The sequence below is a fragment of the Micromonospora sp. NPDC047074 genome (genome assembly GCF_040643815.1).
In the GTDB taxonomy this organism is placed as follows: Bacteria; Actinomycetota; Actinomycetes; order Mycobacteriales; family Micromonosporaceae; genus Micromonospora.
This window is the reverse complement of the sequence record NZ_JBEYVB010000058.1, coordinates 1-17724: the sequence shown is the minus strand read 5'-3', so window position 1 is coordinate 17724 and position 17724 is coordinate 1. Positions and strand designations below refer to the sequence as shown.

13 protein-coding genes are annotated in these 17724 nt (G+C 72.9%); 5 read left to right on the top strand and 8 right to left on the bottom strand.

What is annotated here, in order from left to right; translation table 11 throughout:
- Positions 1–39 precede the first annotated feature (39 nt).
- Positions 40–759 (bottom strand): TIGR03936 family radical SAM-associated protein, encoded by a 720-nt coding sequence (locus tag ABZ809_RS32980; protein WP_357566578.1) that lies wholly within the window; start codon positions 757–759, stop codon positions 40–42.
- Positions 760–929: 170 nt separating this feature from the next.
- Positions 930–2969 carry a TIGR03960 family B12-binding radical SAM protein gene (locus ABZ809_RS32975; RefSeq protein ID WP_357566567.1) on the bottom strand — a complete coding sequence of 680 codons (2040 nt, stop codon included), beginning with the start codon at positions 2967–2969 and terminating at the stop codon, positions 930–932.
- 528 nt (positions 2970–3497) lie between these two features.
- On the opposite strand from ABZ809_RS32975, the gene ABZ809_RS32970 reads away from it, so the two are divergent.
- Positions 3498–4604, top strand: coding sequence for a hypothetical protein (locus ABZ809_RS32970; protein WP_357566577.1), 1107 nt, complete (start codon positions 3498–3500; stop codon positions 4602–4604).
- A gap of 65 nt (positions 4605–4669) precedes the next feature.
- On the opposite strand, the gene ABZ809_RS32965 is transcribed toward ABZ809_RS32970, so the two are convergent.
- Both ABZ809_RS32965 and ileS read right to left on the bottom strand, forming a co-directional pair.
- Positions 4670–5386, bottom strand: a complete 717-nt coding sequence (locus ABZ809_RS32965) for a lysophospholipid acyltransferase family protein (RefSeq protein ID WP_357566566.1) — start codon at positions 5384–5386, stop codon at positions 4670–4672.
- A 163-nt stretch (positions 5387–5549) separates the two neighbouring features.
- Complete coding sequence (ileS, locus tag ABZ809_RS32960; RefSeq protein ID WP_357566565.1) at positions 5550–8696, bottom strand: isoleucine--tRNA ligase; 3147 nt, start codon at positions 8694–8696, stop codon at positions 5550–5552.
- Between the two features lie 385 nt (positions 8697–9081).
- Between ileS and ABZ809_RS32955 the strand changes: the two genes are divergently transcribed.
- Positions 9082–9522: a carboxymuconolactone decarboxylase family protein gene (locus ABZ809_RS32955; RefSeq protein ID WP_357566564.1), complete on the top strand. Its 441-nt coding sequence runs from the start codon at positions 9082–9084 to the stop codon at positions 9520–9522.
- Positions 9519–10397, top strand: a complete 879-nt coding sequence (gene sigJ, locus ABZ809_RS32950; RefSeq protein ID WP_357566563.1) for an RNA polymerase sigma factor SigJ — start codon at positions 9519–9521, stop codon at positions 10395–10397. The genes ABZ809_RS32955 and sigJ overlap by 4 nt, the downstream gene beginning before the upstream one ends.
- A gap of 44 nt (positions 10398–10441) precedes the next feature.
- Here sigJ and ndk read toward each other — a convergent pair whose 3' ends face one another.
- Positions 10442–10867 (bottom strand): nucleoside-diphosphate kinase, encoded by a 426-nt coding sequence (gene ndk / locus ABZ809_RS32945; RefSeq protein WP_357566562.1) that lies wholly within the window; start codon positions 10865–10867, stop codon positions 10442–10444.
- A gap of 143 nt (positions 10868–11010) precedes the next feature.
- Between ndk and ABZ809_RS32940 the strand changes: the two genes are divergently transcribed.
- On the top strand, positions 11011–12405 hold the full coding sequence (locus ABZ809_RS32940; RefSeq protein WP_357566561.1) for a VOC family protein: 1395 nt from the start codon (positions 11011–11013) through the stop codon (positions 12403–12405).
- A gap of 22 nt (positions 12406–12427) precedes the next feature.
- Here ABZ809_RS32940 and ABZ809_RS32935 read toward each other — a convergent pair whose 3' ends face one another.
- Genes ABZ809_RS32935 through ABZ809_RS32925 form a run of 3 tightly spaced genes read right to left on the bottom strand, consistent with a single transcriptional unit; the run spans position 12428 to position 16808 of the window.
- Positions 12428–12862: a DUF4233 domain-containing protein gene (locus ABZ809_RS32935; protein WP_357566560.1), complete on the bottom strand. Its 435-nt coding sequence runs from the start codon at positions 12860–12862 to the stop codon at positions 12428–12430.
- Entirely contained in the window at positions 12859–14193 is a 1335-nt protein-coding gene (locus ABZ809_RS32930) for a folylpolyglutamate synthase/dihydrofolate synthase family protein (protein WP_357566559.1), read from the bottom strand. The genes ABZ809_RS32935 and ABZ809_RS32930 overlap by 4 nt, the downstream gene beginning before the upstream one ends.
- Positions 14190–16808, bottom strand: coding sequence for a valine--tRNA ligase (locus ABZ809_RS32925; RefSeq protein ID WP_357566558.1), 2619 nt, complete (start codon positions 16806–16808; stop codon positions 14190–14192). The genes ABZ809_RS32930 and ABZ809_RS32925 overlap by 4 nt, the downstream gene beginning before the upstream one ends.
- 69 nt (positions 16809–16877) lie before the next feature.
- Between ABZ809_RS32925 and ABZ809_RS32920 the strand changes: the two genes are divergently transcribed.
- Positions 16878–17561, top strand: a complete 684-nt coding sequence (locus ABZ809_RS32920; RefSeq protein ID WP_357566557.1) for a hypothetical protein — start codon at positions 16878–16880, stop codon at positions 17559–17561.
- Positions 17562–17724: the final 163 nt, after the last annotated feature.

Genomic DNA, 17724 nt, shown 5'->3' with positions numbered 1-17724 from the left:
CGACCGCCGAAGTCTGCCTGCCTGAACGCTGACCGATGGTCAGCGTTCACCGATGGTTGCCCCGTCGCGGTCCGCGTCCAACGGATCCGCGATCGCATCCTGCGCGGTCAGCGTGCCCTGTGCCAGCCGGATCACCCTCGGCGAGACCGGCGGCTCCAGGTCGGCCACCACGCGGAGGCCGGAAAGGACGTCATCGGGTCGCACGGACGGGGTGACCTGCCGTACGACCAGTTCGAGTATCGCACACGGTACGGCCAGTGCCCCGGAAGGCATCTCCGACGGCGACAACACATCGATGCGTATCACCGCTGCCCGGGCGTCGAAGGTACGCCGACCCTGCTTGGTCATCCGCTCGACCAACACCTCGTCCGCGGCGACGAAGGCGGAAACCGCCTGCCGCAGGACGGACGGGTCGACCTCGGGCAGCTCGATCCGCCAGTGCGAGGCCTCGATCCGGTCGGCAAGACTCCCGCCGCCGGCCACGACGGCGTCGAGCACGTCGAGGCCGGGTGAGAGCGCGGCGTCCAGCGCGGCACGCAGCTGCGCCGGGTCGACCGGCTCCCGCAGGCCGATCTCCAGGTACTCCGCCTCGCTCGCCACACCCGTCGGGGCCGCGCTGGCGTACGAGATCTTGGGGTGCGGGGTGAAGCCCTGGGAGAAGGCGATCGGCACGCCCGCCCGGCGCAGCGCCCGCTCGAACGCCCGCGCGAAGTCGCGGTGCGAGGTGAAACGCAGCGGGCCGCGCTTGGCGTACCGGATCCGGACGCGCTGGACGACCGGCGCCTGTCCGCCCTCTGGCTGTGGTTTCCTACTGATCGTCGTGCTCCTCGGTCGGTCAGTGCTCGTTGATCATGACGTTGTCGTGACCGCCACGGCGTGTCGTGGACGACAACGTCATGATCAACGATGGGGCCCCGGGGGTGAGAGAGTCAGGGGTGGGTGGGGGTGGGGAGCTTCAAGCCGTTGATCGGGGTCAGCGGGAGGAGCTTCTTCCCGGTCGGGCCGATCTGGATCTCGGTGTCCATCGAGGGGCAGACGCCGCAGTCGAAGCACGGGGTCCACCGGCAGTCGTCCTGCTCGTACTCGCTGAGCGCGTCCTGCCAGTCCTGCCAGAGCCAGTCCTTGTCCAGGCCCGAGTCCAGGTGGTCCCAGGGCAGGACCTCCAGCTCGTCGCGCTCGCGGGTGGTGTACCAGTCGAGGTCGACCCCGAAGGAGGGCAGCACCTCGGTCGCCGCGTCCACCCAGCGCTGGTAGGAGAAGTGCTCGCTCCAGCCGTCGAACCGGCCGCCGTTCTCCCAGACCTTGCGGATCACCGAGCCGACCCGGCGGTCGCCCCGGCTGAGCAGGCCCTCGATCAGCGACGGCTCGCCGTCGTGGTAGCGGAAGCCGATCGCCCGGCCGAGCGACCGGTCCGCGTTGATCGCCTGCTTGAGCAGCTTGAGCCGGCCGTCGATGACCTCCGGCCGCGCCATCGACGCCCACTGGAACGGGGTGTGCGGCTTCGGCACGAACCCGCCGATGGAGACCGTGCAGCGGATGTCCTTCGAGCCGGTGGCGGCCCGACCGGCCCGGATCACCTCGTGGGCCATGTCCGCGATCTCGAGGACGTCCTCGTCGGTCTCGGTGGGCAGGCCGCACATGAAGTAGAGCTTCACCTGCCGCCAGCCGTTGGTGTACGCCGTGACGACGGTGCGGATCAGGTCTTCCTTCGACACCATCTTGTTGATGACCTTGCGGATCCGCTCCGACCCGCCCTCCGGGGCGAAGGTCAGGCCAGTCCGCCGGCCGTTGCGGGACAACTCCTGCGCGAGGTCGATGTTGAACGCGTCGACCCGGGTCGACGGCAGCGAGAGCGAGACGTTGGTGCCCTCGTACTGCTGGGCCAGGCCGGAGCACATGTCACCGATCTCGGAGTGGTCGGCCGACGACAGCGACAGCAGGCCCACCTCGTGGAAACCGGAGAACTCCAGGCCCTCCCGCACCATCTGCCCCACGGTGGTGATGGAGCGCTCGCGCACCGGGCGCGTGATCATGCCGGCCTGGCAGAACCGGCAGCCCCGGGTGCAGCCCCGGAAGATCTCCACCGCGTACCGCTCGTGCACGGTCTCGGCCAGCGGGACCAGGGGCTTCTTCGGGTACGGCCAGGCGTCCAGGTCCATCGTCGTGCGCTTGTGCACCCGGAAGGGCACGTCCGCGCGGTTCGGCACGACCCGCTGGATCCGGCCGTCGGGCAGGTAGTCCACGTCGTAGAAGCGCGGCACGTAGACGCTCTCGGTGCGGGCCAGGCGCAGCAGCAACTCGTCGCGCCCGCCCGGGGAGCCCTCGGCCTTCCACTCCCGCACGATCCCGGTGATCTCCAGGACCGCCTCCTCGCCGTCGCCCAGCACAGCGGCGTCGACGAAGTCGGCGATCGGCTCCGGGTTGAACGCGGCGTGGCCGCCGGCCACGATCACCGGGTCGGCTTCGGTGCGGTCGGCGGCGAGCAGCGGGATGCCGGCCAGGTCGATCGCGGTGAGCAGGTTGGTGTAGCCCAGTTCGGTGGAGAAGGAGACGCCGAACACGTCGAAGTCGCGTACCGAGCGGTGGGCGTCGACGGTGAACTGCGGCACGCCGTGCGCGCGCATCAGCTTCTCCAGGTCGGGCCAGACCGCGTAGGTGCGCTCGGCGAGCACGTCGGGCAGCTCGTTGAGCACCTCGTAGAGGATCTGCACGCCCTGGTTGGGCAGGCCGACCTCGTAGGCGTCGGGATACATCAACGCCCAGCGCACGGCCGCCGCGTCCCAGTCCTTGACCACCGCGCCCAGCTCGCCACCGACGTACTGGATGGGCTTGGTCACCTGGGGCAGCAGCGGCTCCAGCCGGGGCCAGACCGACGGCTCCAGGTCGCGGCGCGGCGTCAGACGCGCCGAGCTGGAGTCGTCGCCAGAGTTGGCCGCGGCGGGGCGCGACGTGGTGGACGGGACGCTCATGATGCCCAAGGGTACGCGGCCCGGCGGCGGCACCGGCGCGCACGCCGGTCGCGCGCCGTCCGGCCTGCCCGGGGCCGGCGCAGACGGTGGCCGGGATCGCCCCGCTGGCGTGTCGGTACTAACCTCGGACCGGCGCGAGAGGAGATTGCCGCGATGCCGCAGCCGCAGCCGGGCACGGACCGGCCGGCCGACGGGAGCCCCCCGGGTCGGGACCAGGGTCGGGATCCGGCCGTCACCGAACCGACCCCGACCTCCCCCGCAGCCCCCGCCCCCGCCGGCCCGGAGGGCACCCGTGAGCTGCCCACCGACGACGTCGAGCCGACCGCGCCCGGCGAGCCGCGGGGCGCCGACGACGTCGACCCGCCGACCCTGGACGACGCCGGGCCGGGCTCGGGCGGCACCGGGCCGGAGGACCGGCGGGACGCCGACTCCGGGCAGCCGGCCCCCACCGGCCCGGAGGGCACCCGCCTGCTGCCCGACGACGGGACGACGGCCGACCGGCCGGCGGTGGGGCCGCAGGGCACCCGGATGTTCCCCGCCGACGAGCTGCCGGCCGAGCCGCCCGCGCCCCGGTGGAGCGGTTCGGCGGCGGTCCCCCCGCCGAAGCCCCGCAAGCGGTCCTGGGGCGAGTCGGCCGTGCTGCCCCCGGTGCCGCCGCCCCCGCCGGAGCAGCCCGAGGACGTCACCCCGGTCGACCCGTGGGCGGGCGCGGACACCGGCAGTTGGGACCTGCCGCCGGCTCCGCCGCCACCGCTGAACCCGACGCTGCCCTACCCGGTGGCGCCGCCGCCCCGGCCGCCGCACTCCGGGCCGCCCGGGCCGCCGGTCCACGCGCCCAAGCCGGCCCCGCCGCCGGTGGCGTATCCGGTGTCGCCGCCGCCCGCGTATCCGGTGTCGCCGCCACCGCCGGTGGCGTACCCGGTCTCGCCGCCGCCGGTCTCCCGGCCGCCCGCCCCGTCCCGCCCGGCGGCTCCCCCGCCTCCGCCGCCCGCGCCGCCGCGGCAGCGTCGGGCGAAGACCCCGCCGCCCGCGCCGCCGACCAACCGCCAGGCCCCCGGCGGGTACGCTCCGGCGCCCAAGCGCAGGCGCCGTCGGTGGCCGTGGTTCCTGCTGCTCATGATCGCCTGCTGCTGCGGCTGCCCGGCCTACTACGGGGTGCCGGTGTCCAACCAGTACCCGGTCAACGCGAGCCTGCCGGCCGAGGTCGCCGACCTGCGGCTGCGCGACGACAGCGGCAGCAAGGCGACCGCCGAGAAGCTGAAGTCGGAGGTACGCAAGGCGCACTGGCTGGCCGAGGACACCTTCGCGGGCATCTACGGCACGCCCGCCGGCAAGCGGGTGACGGTCTTCGGCGGCACCGGTTTCCGGTTCACCCCCGAGTCGGACGCGGAGGACGAGATCACCCGGCTCACCGGCCAGTACTCCCTCGGCGAGGCGCAGACGGTCGACACCGGCGTACGCGGCCGGCACCAGCGCTGCGCGGTGGGCCGCGCCGACGGCGAGGACGTGGTCGTCTGCACCTCGGTCGACCACGGCAGCATCGCCACCGCGGTGTTCACCCGGCTCTCCCTCGACGACAGCGCCACCCTGCTCGGCACGCTGCGGGAGCGGCTGGTCACCGCCGACCAGAAGTGAGGCCCGGCGGGCGGGCGGCTCGCGGGCAGGAGCGGCGGCGGTGGTTCCGGCCCCACCGCCCGGGCTCAGGCGGAGGCGTCGCCGGGCGTGGTGGGGGCGTCGGCGGGCGTGGCCGGCTGCGCGCGCGGCGGGGCGTAACGGGGGACGTACTCCTGGCCGGTGAGCTTCTGGATCTCCGCCATGACCTCGTCGGTCATCTCCCGCAGCGACGTGCGGTCGTCCGGCCGGCCGGTGAAGTCCAGCGGCTTGCCGAACCGCACGGTGATCTTGGCCCGGCCGGGGCGGGGCACCCGGGTCCCGATGGGCTGGGCCTTGTCCGTGCCGATCATGCCGACCGGGATGATCGGCACGCCGGCCGCCAGCGCCAGCCGGGCCGCTCCGGTGCGCCCCCGGTAGAGCCGGCCGTCCGGCGACCGGGTCCCCTCCGGGTAGACCGCGACCAGGTCACCGGCCTTGAGCACCGGGATGGCGGCGTCGAACGCGGACAGCGCCGCGCGCCCGCCGGCCCGCTCGACCGGGATCGCTCCCAGGCCGGTCAGCACGAACTTGGAGAAGGCGCCCTTCGGGCCGGTGCCGGTGAAGTACTCCGACTTCGCCCAGAACGCCAGGTGCCGGGGGACGACGGTGCCGAGGAACAGCTCGTCGGCCACCGAGAGGTGGTTGCCCGCGAAGATCGCACCACCGGAGTCCGGGATGTGCTCCAACCCTTCCACGGTCGGACGGAAGGCCAACCGGAGCGCGGGCGCCACGGTGAGCTTGCCGATGGTGTAGAGCAGGGGCACTGGTCCTCCGACGGAGTGTGTGCGAGCAGCCGGTGTCACCGTAGCCGACGGGTCCACCCGACGCCGCGCGGGTGGCGGGGCGACCGCCTGGTGAGCGGGGTCGTCCGGGCCGGTGGCGGCGGTCCGGCGGGCACGCCGCCGGACCGCCGTGACCCGCGCCGAGTCAGACGCGGCGGACGGCGACGGTCACCTGCTCGCCCTCGCCGACCTCGCCGGTGAAGCCCGCCACCCCGTCGGCGAAGTCGACGGAGTCGGCCAGCACCTCCCGGGCCACGAAGTCGGTGAACCCGGCCACCGCCGCGCGCACCTCCTCGGCGGCCGACACCGTCACCACGATCCGGTCCGAGACGTCCAGGTCGGCGTCCCGGCGGGCCTGCTGCACCACCCGGACCACATCCCGGGCCAGCCCTTCGGCGGCCAGCTCGGGGGTGACCTCGGTGTCCAGCACGACCACGCCCTCACCGCCGGGCAGCGGCGCGGAGTGCTCGGCGTCGGCGGCGACCAGCCGCAGCTCGTACTCGCCCTCGGCGAGGGTGACGCCGGCGGCGACCGGGGCCCCGTCGGCCAGCTCCCACTCCCCCGCCTTGACCGCCTTGATGACCTGCTGCACCTGCTTGCCGACCCGGGGGCCGAGCGCGCGGGGCACCACCGTCAGCACCTGCTGGCAGTACGCCGACACCTCGTCGGTGAACTCCACCGCCTTCACGTTGACCTCGTCGGCGACCAGGTCACCGAACGGGCGCAGCTGCGCCGCGACCGGCGAGGCGACGGTGAGCTTCGTCAGCGGCAGCCGCACCCGCAGGCCCTTCGCCTTGCGCAGCGACAGCGCCGCCGAGCAGACCTCCCGGGTGGCGTCCATCGCGGCGACCAGGTCGTGGTCGGCGGGGAACAGCGTCGCGTCCGGCCAGTCGGTCAGGTGCACCGACCGCTCCCCGGTCAGGCCGCGCCAGATCTCCTCGGCGGTCAGCGGGGCCAGCGGCGCCACCACCCGGCACAGGGTCTCCAGCACCGTCCACAGGGTGTCGAAGGCGTCGGCGTCCCCCGACCAGAACCGGTCGCGGGAGCGCCGCACGTACCAGTTGGTCAGCGCGTCCAGGTAGGACCGCACGGTGGCGCAGGCGCCGGAGATGTCGTACGCGTCCATCTGCGCGCCGACCGTCGACACCAGCTCGTTGGTCTTCGCCAGCACGTACCGGTCGAGCAGGTGGGTGCTGCTCGTGTTCCGCTTCGCGGTGTACCCGTCGGCGTTGGCGTAGAGCGAGAAGAAGTACCAGACGTTCCACAGCGGCAGCAGCACCTGCCGGACGGCGTCCCGGATGCCCGGCTCGGTCACCGGCATGTCGCCACCGCGCAGCACCGGCGAGGACATCAGCATCCAGCGCATCGCGTCCGAGCCGTAGGAGTCGAACACGTGGTAGACGTCCGGGTAGTTGCGCAGGCTCTTGGACATCTTGCGCCCGTCGGAGCCGAGCAGGATGCCGTGGCTGAGGCAGTTGCGGAACGCCGGCCGGTCGAACAACGCGGTGGCCAGCACGTGCATGGTGTAGAACCAGCCGCGGGTCTGCCCGATGTACTCGACGATGAAGTCGCCCGGGTAGTGGTGCTCGAACCAGTCGCGGTTCTCGAACGGGTAGTGCACCTGGGCGAACGGCATCGAGCCGGACTCGAACCAGCAGTCCAGCACCTCCGGCACCCGGCGCATCATCGACTTCCCGGTCGGGTCGTCCGGGTTGGGGCGGACCAGCTCGTCCACCGCCGGCCGGTGCAGGTCGCTCAGGCGTACGCCGAAGTCCCGCTCGATCTCCGCCAGCGAACCGTAGACGTCGAGCCGCGGGTAGTTCGGGTCGTCGGACTTCCACACCGGGATCGGCGAGCCCCAGAACCGGTTCCGACTGATCGACCAGTCGCGGGCGTTGGCCAGCCACTTGCCGAACGAGCCGTCCTTGATGTGCCCCGGCGTCCAGTTGATCTGCTGGTTCAGCTCGACCATCCGGTCCTTGAACGTCGTCACCGCGACGAACCACGACGACACCGCCTTGTAGACCAGCGGGGTGTCGCAGCGCCAGCAGTGCGGGTACGAGTGGGTGTAGGTGTCCTGCTTGAGGACGACCCCCCGCTCCTTCAGCTCGCGGATCACCGGCTTGTTGACGTCGAAGACCTGCTCGCCCTCGTACGGCGGCACCAGCGCGGTGAACCGGGTGTGGTCGTCGACCGTGACGACGGTGGGGATGCCGGCCGCGTTGCAGACGTTCTGGTCGTCCTCGCCGAAGGCCGGGGCCAGGTGGACGATCCCGGTGCCGTCCTCGGTGGTGACGAACTCCGCGCCGAGCACCTGGTAGGCGTTCGGGCCGGCCTGCTCCACGAGGAAGTCGAACAGCGGGGTGTAGCGCCGGCCGGCCAGGTCCCGGCCGGACACGGTGCCGACCTGCTCGTAGCCCTCCAGCTCCTTGGCGTACGCGGCGAGCCGGGCCGCCCCGACCACGTACCGCTGCCCGTCGCGCTCCAGCACCGCGTACTCGATGTCGGGGCCGACGGCGAGCGCCAGGTTGGACGGCAGGGTCCACGGCGTGGTGGTCCAGACGCCGAGCCGCACCGGCCCGCGCACCAGCTCCGGCGCGTTCTCGTCGGGGGTCAACGCGAACCAGACCGACAGCGTCGGGTCGTGCCGGTCCCGGTAGACGTCGTCCATCCGGGTCTCGGTGTTCGACAGCGGCGTCTCGCAGCGCCAGCAGTACGCCAGCACCCGGAAGCCCTCGTAGACCAGGCCCTTGTCGTGCAGGGTCTTGAAGGCCCACATGACGCTTTCCATGTAGTCCAGGTCGAGGGTCTTGTAGTCGTTGGCGAAGTCGACCCAGCGGGCCTGGCGCGTGACGTAGCGCTCCCAGTCGTGGGTGAACTCCAGCACCGAGGTGCGGCACGCCTCGTTAAACCGGGCCACGCCGAGGTCGAGGATCTCCGCCTTGCTGGTGATGCCGAGCTGCTTCTCGGCGACCACCTCGGCGGGCAGGCCGTGGCAGTCCCAGCCGAAGCGCCGCTCGACCCGGCGACCGCGCATCGTCTGGTAGCGCGGCACGACGTCCTTCACGTAGCCGGTGAAGAGGTGGCCGTAGTGCGGCAGGCCGTTGGCGAACGGCGGGCCGTCGTAGAAGACGTACTCGTTCTTCCCCTGGTCGCCGGCCGGCCGGGCCTCGACGGAGGCCTCGAAGGTCTTGTCGGCCGTCCAGTGCTCCAGCACGCGGCGCTCGACCGCGGGCAGGTCCGGGCTGGCCGGGACGCCGGCGGCGGTCGGTTCGTGCAACGGATAGACCATCGGGGGTCGCTCTCCTCGCGCAGCTCACTGTCGTGTGGGTCTGCGAGGACGAGCCTTCTCGGGTACGCCTCGACGGCGCCCCCGGGTAGGCCCGCGGTACCACCCCGCTTGGCGGTCAGGATCGACCGCCCGCTCGTTGGCCGGCTGTGACGGGCCGGACCCGTCCGGTTCTACTGGGCCGGGGTGAACCGGCTGTTCTTCCGGAGGCTCGCCGGTGATGGCCGGGTCATCGCCTTACGGCCGTCAAGGTTACCCGACCACCGCCGAAGATCGCCGCCGAGTAATCATCGTCAGGTGACCGGGCTCACCTCCACGGCTGTCACACCGCGCCCCGCCCGCCCCGTCGTACGGGTGTCGACACCGACCGGAGACGAGGAGATCGTTCATGCAGCGGATGAACGTGGCCGAGGTGGCGCCGCAGGCGTACCAGGCCGTGCTGGGGCTGGAGAAGTACGTCCGGGCGAACGTGGGGCACACCGTGCTGGCGCTGGTGAAGCTCCGGGCCTCGATGCTGAACGGCTGCGCGTTCTGCGTCGACATGCACAGCCGCGACGCGCTGGCGGCGGGCGAGTCCGACCGGCGGCTCTTCGCCGTCGCCACCTGGCGGGAGGCGCCCTTCTTCGACGAGCGGGAGCGGACCGCGCTGGCGCTCACCGACGCGGTGACCCGGCTCGGCGAGCACGGTGTGCCCGACGACGTCTGGGACGCGGCGGCGAAGGTGTGGCCCGAGAAGGAACTGGCCGACCTGTTGATGGCGATCGCGACCATCAACGTGTGGAACCGCATCGCCGTGACCTGCCGCAACGACCTCCCGACGGGCGTGTGACGGTCTCCGACGCGACGCAGGCGGCCGGTGCGCTCGACGCGCACCGGCCGATGCTGCTCGGGTTGGCGTACCGGCTGCTCGGCAGCCGGCACGACGCCGAGGACGTGCTCCAGGAGGCGTACCTGCGCTGGCTGGGCGTCGACCGGGCGGCGGTCACGGAGCCGCGGCGCTACCTGTCCCGGGTGGTCACCCGGCTGGCGCTGGACCGGCTGCGCGCCCTGCGGGCCTCCCGGGAGACGTACGTCGGGCCGTGGCTGCCCGAGCCGGTGCCCACGACACCGTCACCGTTCGGGCCGCTGGACGCCGTGGAGCTGCGCGACTCGCTCTCCACCGCCCTGCTGCACCTGCTGGAACGGCTCACCCCGCCGGAGCGGGCGGTCTACGTGCTGCGCACCGCCTTCGACCTGCCGTACGCCGAGATCGCCACGATCCTGGACCGGTCGGTGGCGGACTGCCGGCAGCTGCACCACCGGGCGGCCACCCGCATCGGCCAGGACCGGCGGCGGTTCACCGCCGGGCGGGCCGAGCAGCAGCGGCTGTTGGACGCCTTCCTCGCCGCCGCCCGCGACGGCGACCTGGCCGCGCTGACCGGGCTGGTCGCCACGGACGCCACCGCCTGGACCGATGGCGGCGGCCGGGTGCAGGCGGCGCGCAACCCCGTGACCGGTGCCGACCGGGTGGCCCGGTTCTTCGTCGGGCTCTACGGGCCGGGCCGGCGATACACCGTGCACCGGCTGGAACTCAACGGCCAGCCGGCCGCGCTGCTCGTCCGTCCCGCCGGCAACAGGTACGCGCTGACGGTCGCCGCGGCCGACGGCCGGATCACCGCGTTCCACGTGGTCGGCAACCCGGACAAGCTGCGGTGGGCGGGCTGACGGGGGCCGGTCGTGAACCGGCCGGGTCGGCAGCGGGTGGTCGGTCAGCCCAGCTCGGGGAACCAGAGCGCGATCTCGCGCTTGGCGCTGTCCGGCGAGTCGGAGGCGTGCACCAGGTTCTCCCGGTTGGACAGCGAGAGGTCGCCGCGGATCGTGCCGGCCGCCGCCCTACGCCCGTCGGTCGCCCCGACGAGGCCGCGCACCACGTCGATGACCTGGTCGCCGGAGAGCACCAGCGCCACCAGCGGGCCGCCGGTCATGAAGTCCTTCAGCGGCGGGTAGAACGGCTTGTCGACGTGCTCGGCGTAGTGCTCGTCGGCCAGCGCGGCGTCCATCGTCCGGAGCACCATCGCGTCGATCCGCAGCCCCTTGCGCTCGAAGCGGGAGATCACCTCGCCGACCAGCCCGCGGTCGACCGCGTCGGGCTTGACCAGTACGAGGGTGCGCTCATCGGGGCTGCTGCTGGACACGCTGGGTTCCTCCTGTGCGCGGAAGACGCTCGGGCTCGGTACGGTCAGCCTAGCGACCCGGTCCCGGCGCCGGCGCGGCGGCCGGTCTTTCCTCCGGTGACCGATCCGGCCTAGCCTGGCCCTTGACCCTCGGGAGGTCCACTGTGGCAAACGGCGGGAACCGACCCATCGCACCGGTACGCAAGCTGATCGCCGCGGTGCTGGGCACCGTGGCGACCTTCGTCGTCCTCTTCGGCCTCGGCATGACCAGTTGGGCGATCGTGGCGCTCGGGGTCGCCCTGCTGGTGCTGGCCATCGCGCTGGCCACGGTGCGCGGCGGCGGGCGCACCTGGGTGGTCGGCGTCGGGCACGTGCACAGCGCCTCCGAGCCGCCCACCCAGTACGCCTTCGGCCGCTGCGAGCTGCAACTGGTGATCGACGCGCCGGGAATGCCGCCCCGGTCGAAGAAGATCATCGAGCCGCGGGTGCCGGTGGCGAAGTGGCCGTCGCTGGGCCAGGCGCTACCGATCCGGGTGGCCCTCGACGACCAGCGGCACGTCCGGGTGCTCTGGGACGACGTGCCCACGCACGCGGAGACCGCCGCCGCCGTCGCCGACCTGCCGCCCGAGTACCCGGGCCCGGAGCCGCTCGACGAGATGCTGATCCAGCAGGAGGCCCCGCCGTGGGCCGACCGGGCGCCGGACGACGACTACCGCGACGACTTCCGCGCGCCGGTGACCGACCCGCTCGGCGATCCGCTGGGCGACCCGCTGGGTAGCCCGGTCGGCGGGGACCGGCCCGGGCGGCCCGAGGAGCGCGAGCCCGTCGTGGTGCACCAACGCCCGGGCGGGCCGGTCGTGCTGGAGGGCACGCTCGTCGAGCCACCCGCCGCCGGCACCCTGCCGCGCCGGGCCGCCCCGACGCCCCGCCCACCCGCCGAGGAGCGGTTCGACCCGCCCGGCGACCGGTTCGACCCGCCGGCCGGGGCCGACGACCGCCTCGACCCGCCCGCGCTGTCGGACCCGATCGACCTGCCCCTGGACGATCCCGCGCCGCCCCACGACCGGGCCCGCGACGAGCAAATCAGTCCGGCGGAGCTGGACGAGGCGATCTTCGGTCCGGGCGCGACCGCCGGGGCCGACGTGGGTGCCGAGCAGGCGGCGACGGCCGGCGACGAGTTCGGGGCGCCGATCGCGGGGGTGGGCCTCACCCTGCTGGTCACCGACCTGCCCCGCTCGCTGGACTTCTACCGCGACCTGGGCTTCACGGAGGTCGACCGGGGATCCGGCAACGCGGTCCTCGCCTCCGGGACGACCCGCCTGGTGTTGCGGGAGGTCACCGAGGCCGCGCCGATCAGCCGCCGGCTGGTGCACGTCAACCTCGAGGTGGACGACATCGACTCGGCGTACGAGCGGCTGCGCGGCACCGGCGTCCGGTTCACGTACGCTCCCCGGGTGGTCAACCGGGGCACGAAGCTGGAGGTGTGGGCGGCGGCGTTCCGCGACCCGGACGGCCACGGCATCGCCCTCACCCAGTGGCGGGAACGCGCCGAGGCCTGACCCGGGCCCGGAACGGCCCGGCTCAGCCCAGGATGACCCGGCGGACGTGCAGGGCGTAGGCCCACACCAGGGCGAAGACCACGCCCAGCACGAGCAGCGACCAGTGCAGCAGGCCGGCGAGCATCAGCAGCCCCTGGAGGGCGGTGCCGGCGTGCCAGGCCCACGGCCGGCGCATCAGGCCCGCCAGCAGCACCGCTGCCACGGCCAGCGCCACGACCGCCCCGATCGCCGCGCCACCCAGGTCGCCGCCGACCACCCGGATCGGCTGGATGGCCAGCACCAGCACCAGCGCCTCCAGGCTCAGCGTGCCGGCGCCGAGCCCCCGGACCGCCCGCTCCGGGTTCCGCAGCCCGGAGCGGCGCGGCGGTGGCCCGCCGGTGGACGGCAACCCCTGCCCGTCCGCGGCCGTTCCCGCTGGACGGTCGTCGCCCGGCACGCCCCGTTCCGGCCCGGTCATCGCTTCAGCAGCCGTCGGGCGTCGGCCACGGTCACCACCGAACCGGTGACGAGCACCCCGACCCCGCTCAGCTCCCCCGGTACGTCCTCCTCGGCCATCGCCACGGCGGCCTCGATCGCGTCCGGCATCTCCTCGGCCACCTCCACCCGCTCGGGGCCGAAGACCTCGGCCGCCAGCGCGGCCAGCTCCCGGGCCGGCATCGCCCGGGGCGAGCTGTTGCGGGTCACCACCACCTGGTCCGCCACCGGCTCCAGCAACTCCAGCAGGCTGGCCGCGTCCTTGTCGCCGAGGACACCGACCACCGCGACCAGCTTGCTGAACGCGAACTCCTCCTGGAGCGCGGCCACCGTGGCGGCCATGCCGTGCGGGTTGTGCGCGCCGTCGAGCAGGATGGTCGGCGCGCTCCGGACGCGTTCCAGCCGGCCGGGCGAGCTGGCCGCGGCGAAGCCCTCCCGGACGGCCTCGATGTCGAGTTGCCGCTTGGCCCCGGCACCGAGGAACGCCTCCACCGCCGCCAGCGCCACCGCCGCGTTCTGCGCCTGGTGGGCGCCGTGCAGCGGAATGAAGATCTCCTCGTAGACGCCGCCGAGGCCCTGGAGGCTGAGCACCTGCCCGCCGACGGCGACCGCGCGCCGCAGCACCCCGAACTCGGAGCCCTCGCGGGCGATGGTCGCACCGACCTCGGCGCAGCGTTCCAGGATCGGCCGGGCGGCGTCCTCCTCCTGGGCCGCCGAGATGACCGTCGCGCCCTTGTGGACGATGCCGGCCTTGTGCAGCGCGATGTCCTCGATCGTGTCGCCGAGCCACTCGGTGTGGTCCAGCCCGATCGGCGTGATCACCGCCACCCCGGCCTGGAGCACGTTTGTGGAGTCCTCGGCGCCGCCGAGCCCCACCTCCACCACCGCCACGTCGACCGGGGCGTCGGCGAAGGTGGCGAAGGCGAGCGCCGTCGTCATGTCGAAGTACGTCAGCGGCTCCGCCGAGCGCTCGTCGACCAGCCTGGCCAGCGGCTCGACCTCCCGGTACGTGGCGACGAACCGCTCCTCGCCGACCGGCTCGCCGTCCAGGCTGATCCGTTCCCGGACGGTCTCCAGGTGCGGGCTGGTGTAGCGGCCGGTGTGCAGCCCGAACGCCCGCAGCAGCGAGTCGATCATCCGGGCCGTCGAGGTCTTGCCGTTGGTGCCGGTCAGGTGGATCGACGGGTACGCCCGCTGCGGGCTGCCGAGCAGGTCCAGCAGCGACTCGATCTTGTCCAGCTCGAAGGCCATGCGGGTGAAACCGCGGCCGGTCAGCTCGGCGTCGACGGCGGCGAATTCGGTGCGGTCGGTCACGAGGGCAGCGCCTCCAGAGCGGCGTCGATGCGGACCAGGTCGGCCTCGGCGGTGGTCAGCCGGTCACGGATCTTGGCGACCACCGGCTCCGGCGCCTTGCCCACGAAGGCCGGGTTGTCGAGCTTCGCCCGGGCCTGCGCGACCTCCTTCTCGGCGGCGGCCCGGTCCTTGGTCAGCCGCGCCCGCTCGGCGGCCACGTCGATCGACCCCCGGGTGTCCAGGGCGACGCTCACCTCACCGGGCATGGCGAGGGTCGCGCTGGCCTGGAACCCGTCGCCGGCCGGGTCCAGCCGCACCAGCGACCGGATGAGCGGCTCGTGCGCGGTGATCCCGGCGGCGGCCAGGCCGTCGAGCCGGGCGGCGACCCGTTGCGTCGGGCGCAGCCCCTGGTCCGAGCGGAACCGCCGGATCTCGGTCACCACCCGCTGCACGGTGCCGACCTCCGCCTCCGCGGCGTCGTCGATCCCGGTACGGTCGGCGGCCGGCCAGGCGGCCGTCATCACCGTCTCGCCACCGGTGAGCGCGATCCACAGTTCCTCGGTGACGAACGGGATGACCGGGTGCAGCAGCCGCAGCAGCTGGTCCAGCACGTGGCCGAGGACCCGGCGGGTGGCCTCGGCGGCCGGGCCTCCCTCCGCGAGCACCGGCTTGGTCAGCTCGACGTACCAGTCGCAGACGTCGTCCCAGGCGAAGTGGTAGAGCAGGTCGCAGACCTTGGCGAACTCGTACGCCTCGAACTGCTCGTCGACCTCGGCGGTGACGTGCGCCAGCCGGGACAGGATCCACCGGTCGACCGTCGACAGCGTCTCGGCCGCCGGCAGGGGCCCCTCGGTGTGGGCGCCGTTCATCAGCGCGAAGCGGGTGGCGTTCCAGAGCTTGTTGCAGAAGTTGCGGGAGCCCTGGCACCAGTCCTCGCTGACCGGCACGTCCCCGCCCGGGTTGGCGCCCCGGGCGAGCGTGAACCGGGTGGCGTCGGCGCCGTAGCGGTCGATCCAGTCCAGCGGGTCGACAACGTTGCCGAACGACTTGGACATCTTCTTGCCGTGCTCGTCGCGGACCATCCCGTGCAGGGCGACGACGTCGAACGGCTGCCGGCCGTCCATCGCGTACAGGCCGAACATCATCATCCGGGCGACCCAGAAGAAGAGGATGTCGTAGCCGGTGACCAGGACGCTGGTCGGATAGAACTTGACCAGGTCCGGGGTCTGCTCGGGCCAGCCGAGGGTGGAGAACGGCCACAGCCCGCTGGAGAACCAGGTGTCCAGCACGTCCTCGTCCTGGTGCCAGCCCTCGCCGGTCGGCGGCTCGTCGTCCGGGCCGACGCAGACGATCTCGCCGTCGGGGCCGTACCAGACCGGGATGCGGTGGCCCCACCACAGCTGCCGGGAGATGCACCAGTCGTGCATGTTGTCGACCCAGGCGAAGTAGCGCTTGGCCAACTCGGCCGGCTCGACCTTCACCCGGCCGTCACGCACCGCGTCGCCGGCCGCCTTGGCCAGCGGGGTGGTGTTCACGAACCACTGGAGCGACAGGCGCGGTTCGACTGTCGTCTTGCACCGGGAGCAGTGCCCCACCGCGTGCACGTACGGCCGCTTCTCGGCCACGATGAGGCCCTGCTCGCGCAGGGCAGCGACGATCGCCGGCCGGGCCTCGTACCGGTCCAGGCCCTCGAAGGGGCCGTGGGCGGTGATGATGCCCCGCTCGTCCATGATCGTCAGGGACGGCAGGTCGTGCCGCTGGCCGATCTCGAAGTCGTTCGGGTCGTGCGCCGGGGTCACCTTGACCATGCCGGTGCCGAAGCTGGGGTCGACGTGCTCGTCGGCGACGATCGGGATCCGCCGGTCGGTCAGCGGCAGGGCGACCTCGGTGCCGATCAGGTGCCGGTACCGCTCGTCGTCCGGGTGCACCGCCACGGCGGTGTCGCCGAGCATCGTCTCGGCCCGGGTCGTGGCCACCACCACCTCGTCGCCGTACCGGATCGAGATCAGCTCACCGTCGTCGTCGGTGTGCTCCACCTCGATGTCGGACAGCGCCGTCAGGCAGCGCGGGCACCAGTTGATGATCCGGTTGGCCCGGTAGATCAGGCCGTCGTCGTAGAGCTTCTTGAACATGGTCTGCACGGCCCGCGACAGGCCCGCGTCCATGGTGAAACGCTCCCGGTCCCAGTCGACGGAGTCGCCGAGGCGGCGCATCTGGCCGAGGATCGCGCCGCCGGATTCGGCCTTCCACTGCCACACCCGCTCGACGAACTTTTCCCGGCCCAGGTCGTGCCGGGACAGGCCCTGGCCGGCGAGCTGCCGCTCGACCACGTTCTGGGTGGCGATCCCGGCGTGGTCCATGCCCGGCAGCCACAGCGCCTCGTAGCCCTGCATCCTCTTACGCCGCACCAGCGCGTCCTGGACGGTGTGGTCCAGCGCGTGGCCCATGTGCAGCGAACCGGTGACGTTCGGCGGCGGGATGACGATGGCGAACGGCGGCTTGTCGCTGTCCGCCGACGCCCGGAAGTGGCCGGCGGCTACCCACTGCTCGTACCGTCGCTGCTCTACCTCGCCCGGCTGGTACTGGCCGGGCAGGGTCGGGGCGTCGGGGCGTCGGGCATCCAGTCTCTCGGTCACCCCGAAAGTCTACGGAGCGCTTCCCGGGACCCGACGTGCACCACCTGCTGTTCGCGTACGGTGTCGGCTATGTCCGACGCACATCTCACCGAGCGCCCGGTCAGCGACGGCTCCGAGCCGATCGACCTGACGGACGAGCCCATCCAGCTCAGCAACCGGGACCCGGAGGACCCTGCGGAGCGGCGGGCGACGCGGTCGCGGCGCCGGCGGCTGGCGTGGGCCGCGGCGGCGCTGGTCGGGCTCGCGGGGGTCTCCGTGATCGGCACGATGGGCTGGCGGGTGGCGCAGCAGAAGGACGCCGAGGTGGCCACGCCGGACCGGGTGGCGGGTCTGGTGCGGGACGACAGTGAACGGGCCCGCAGCACCGCCGACTACCTGCGCAGCGGGTTCGCCGCCGACATCGAGCTGGACAGCAGCTTCGGCACCGTCTACCGGGATCCCGCCGACGACAAGCGCTCGGTGCTCGTCTTCGGCGGCAGCACTCTTCTGTGGCAGCCGGAACGGGATCTCGACAGCCTCTTCGGCCTGCTGACCGACGAGACCGGCAAGGTGACCGGGCTGCGCGAGGTGCCGGCCGGGCGCCTGGGCGGCGTGATGAAGTGCGGCACCACCAGTGGTGACGGCGGCGACTTCGCCATCTGCGGTTGGGCCGACCACGGCAGCGTCGTGATGGCGATGTTCCCGGGCCGCACCGTCGACGACGCCGGCGGCCTGTTCCGGGCGATGCGCGACGAGATGCAGACCCGCAACTGAGCCCGCGCCCCGGGGGGTCAGTCCCCCGGGCCTTGGCCCGTCACACCCGCGCGGAAATGGTCTGGAAAGCAGTTCAGGGCCACCCCGCAAGGGGTGACCCTGAACTGAAAGATGTCCGGCGGCGTCCTACTCTCCCACACCCTCCCGAGTGCAGTACCATCGG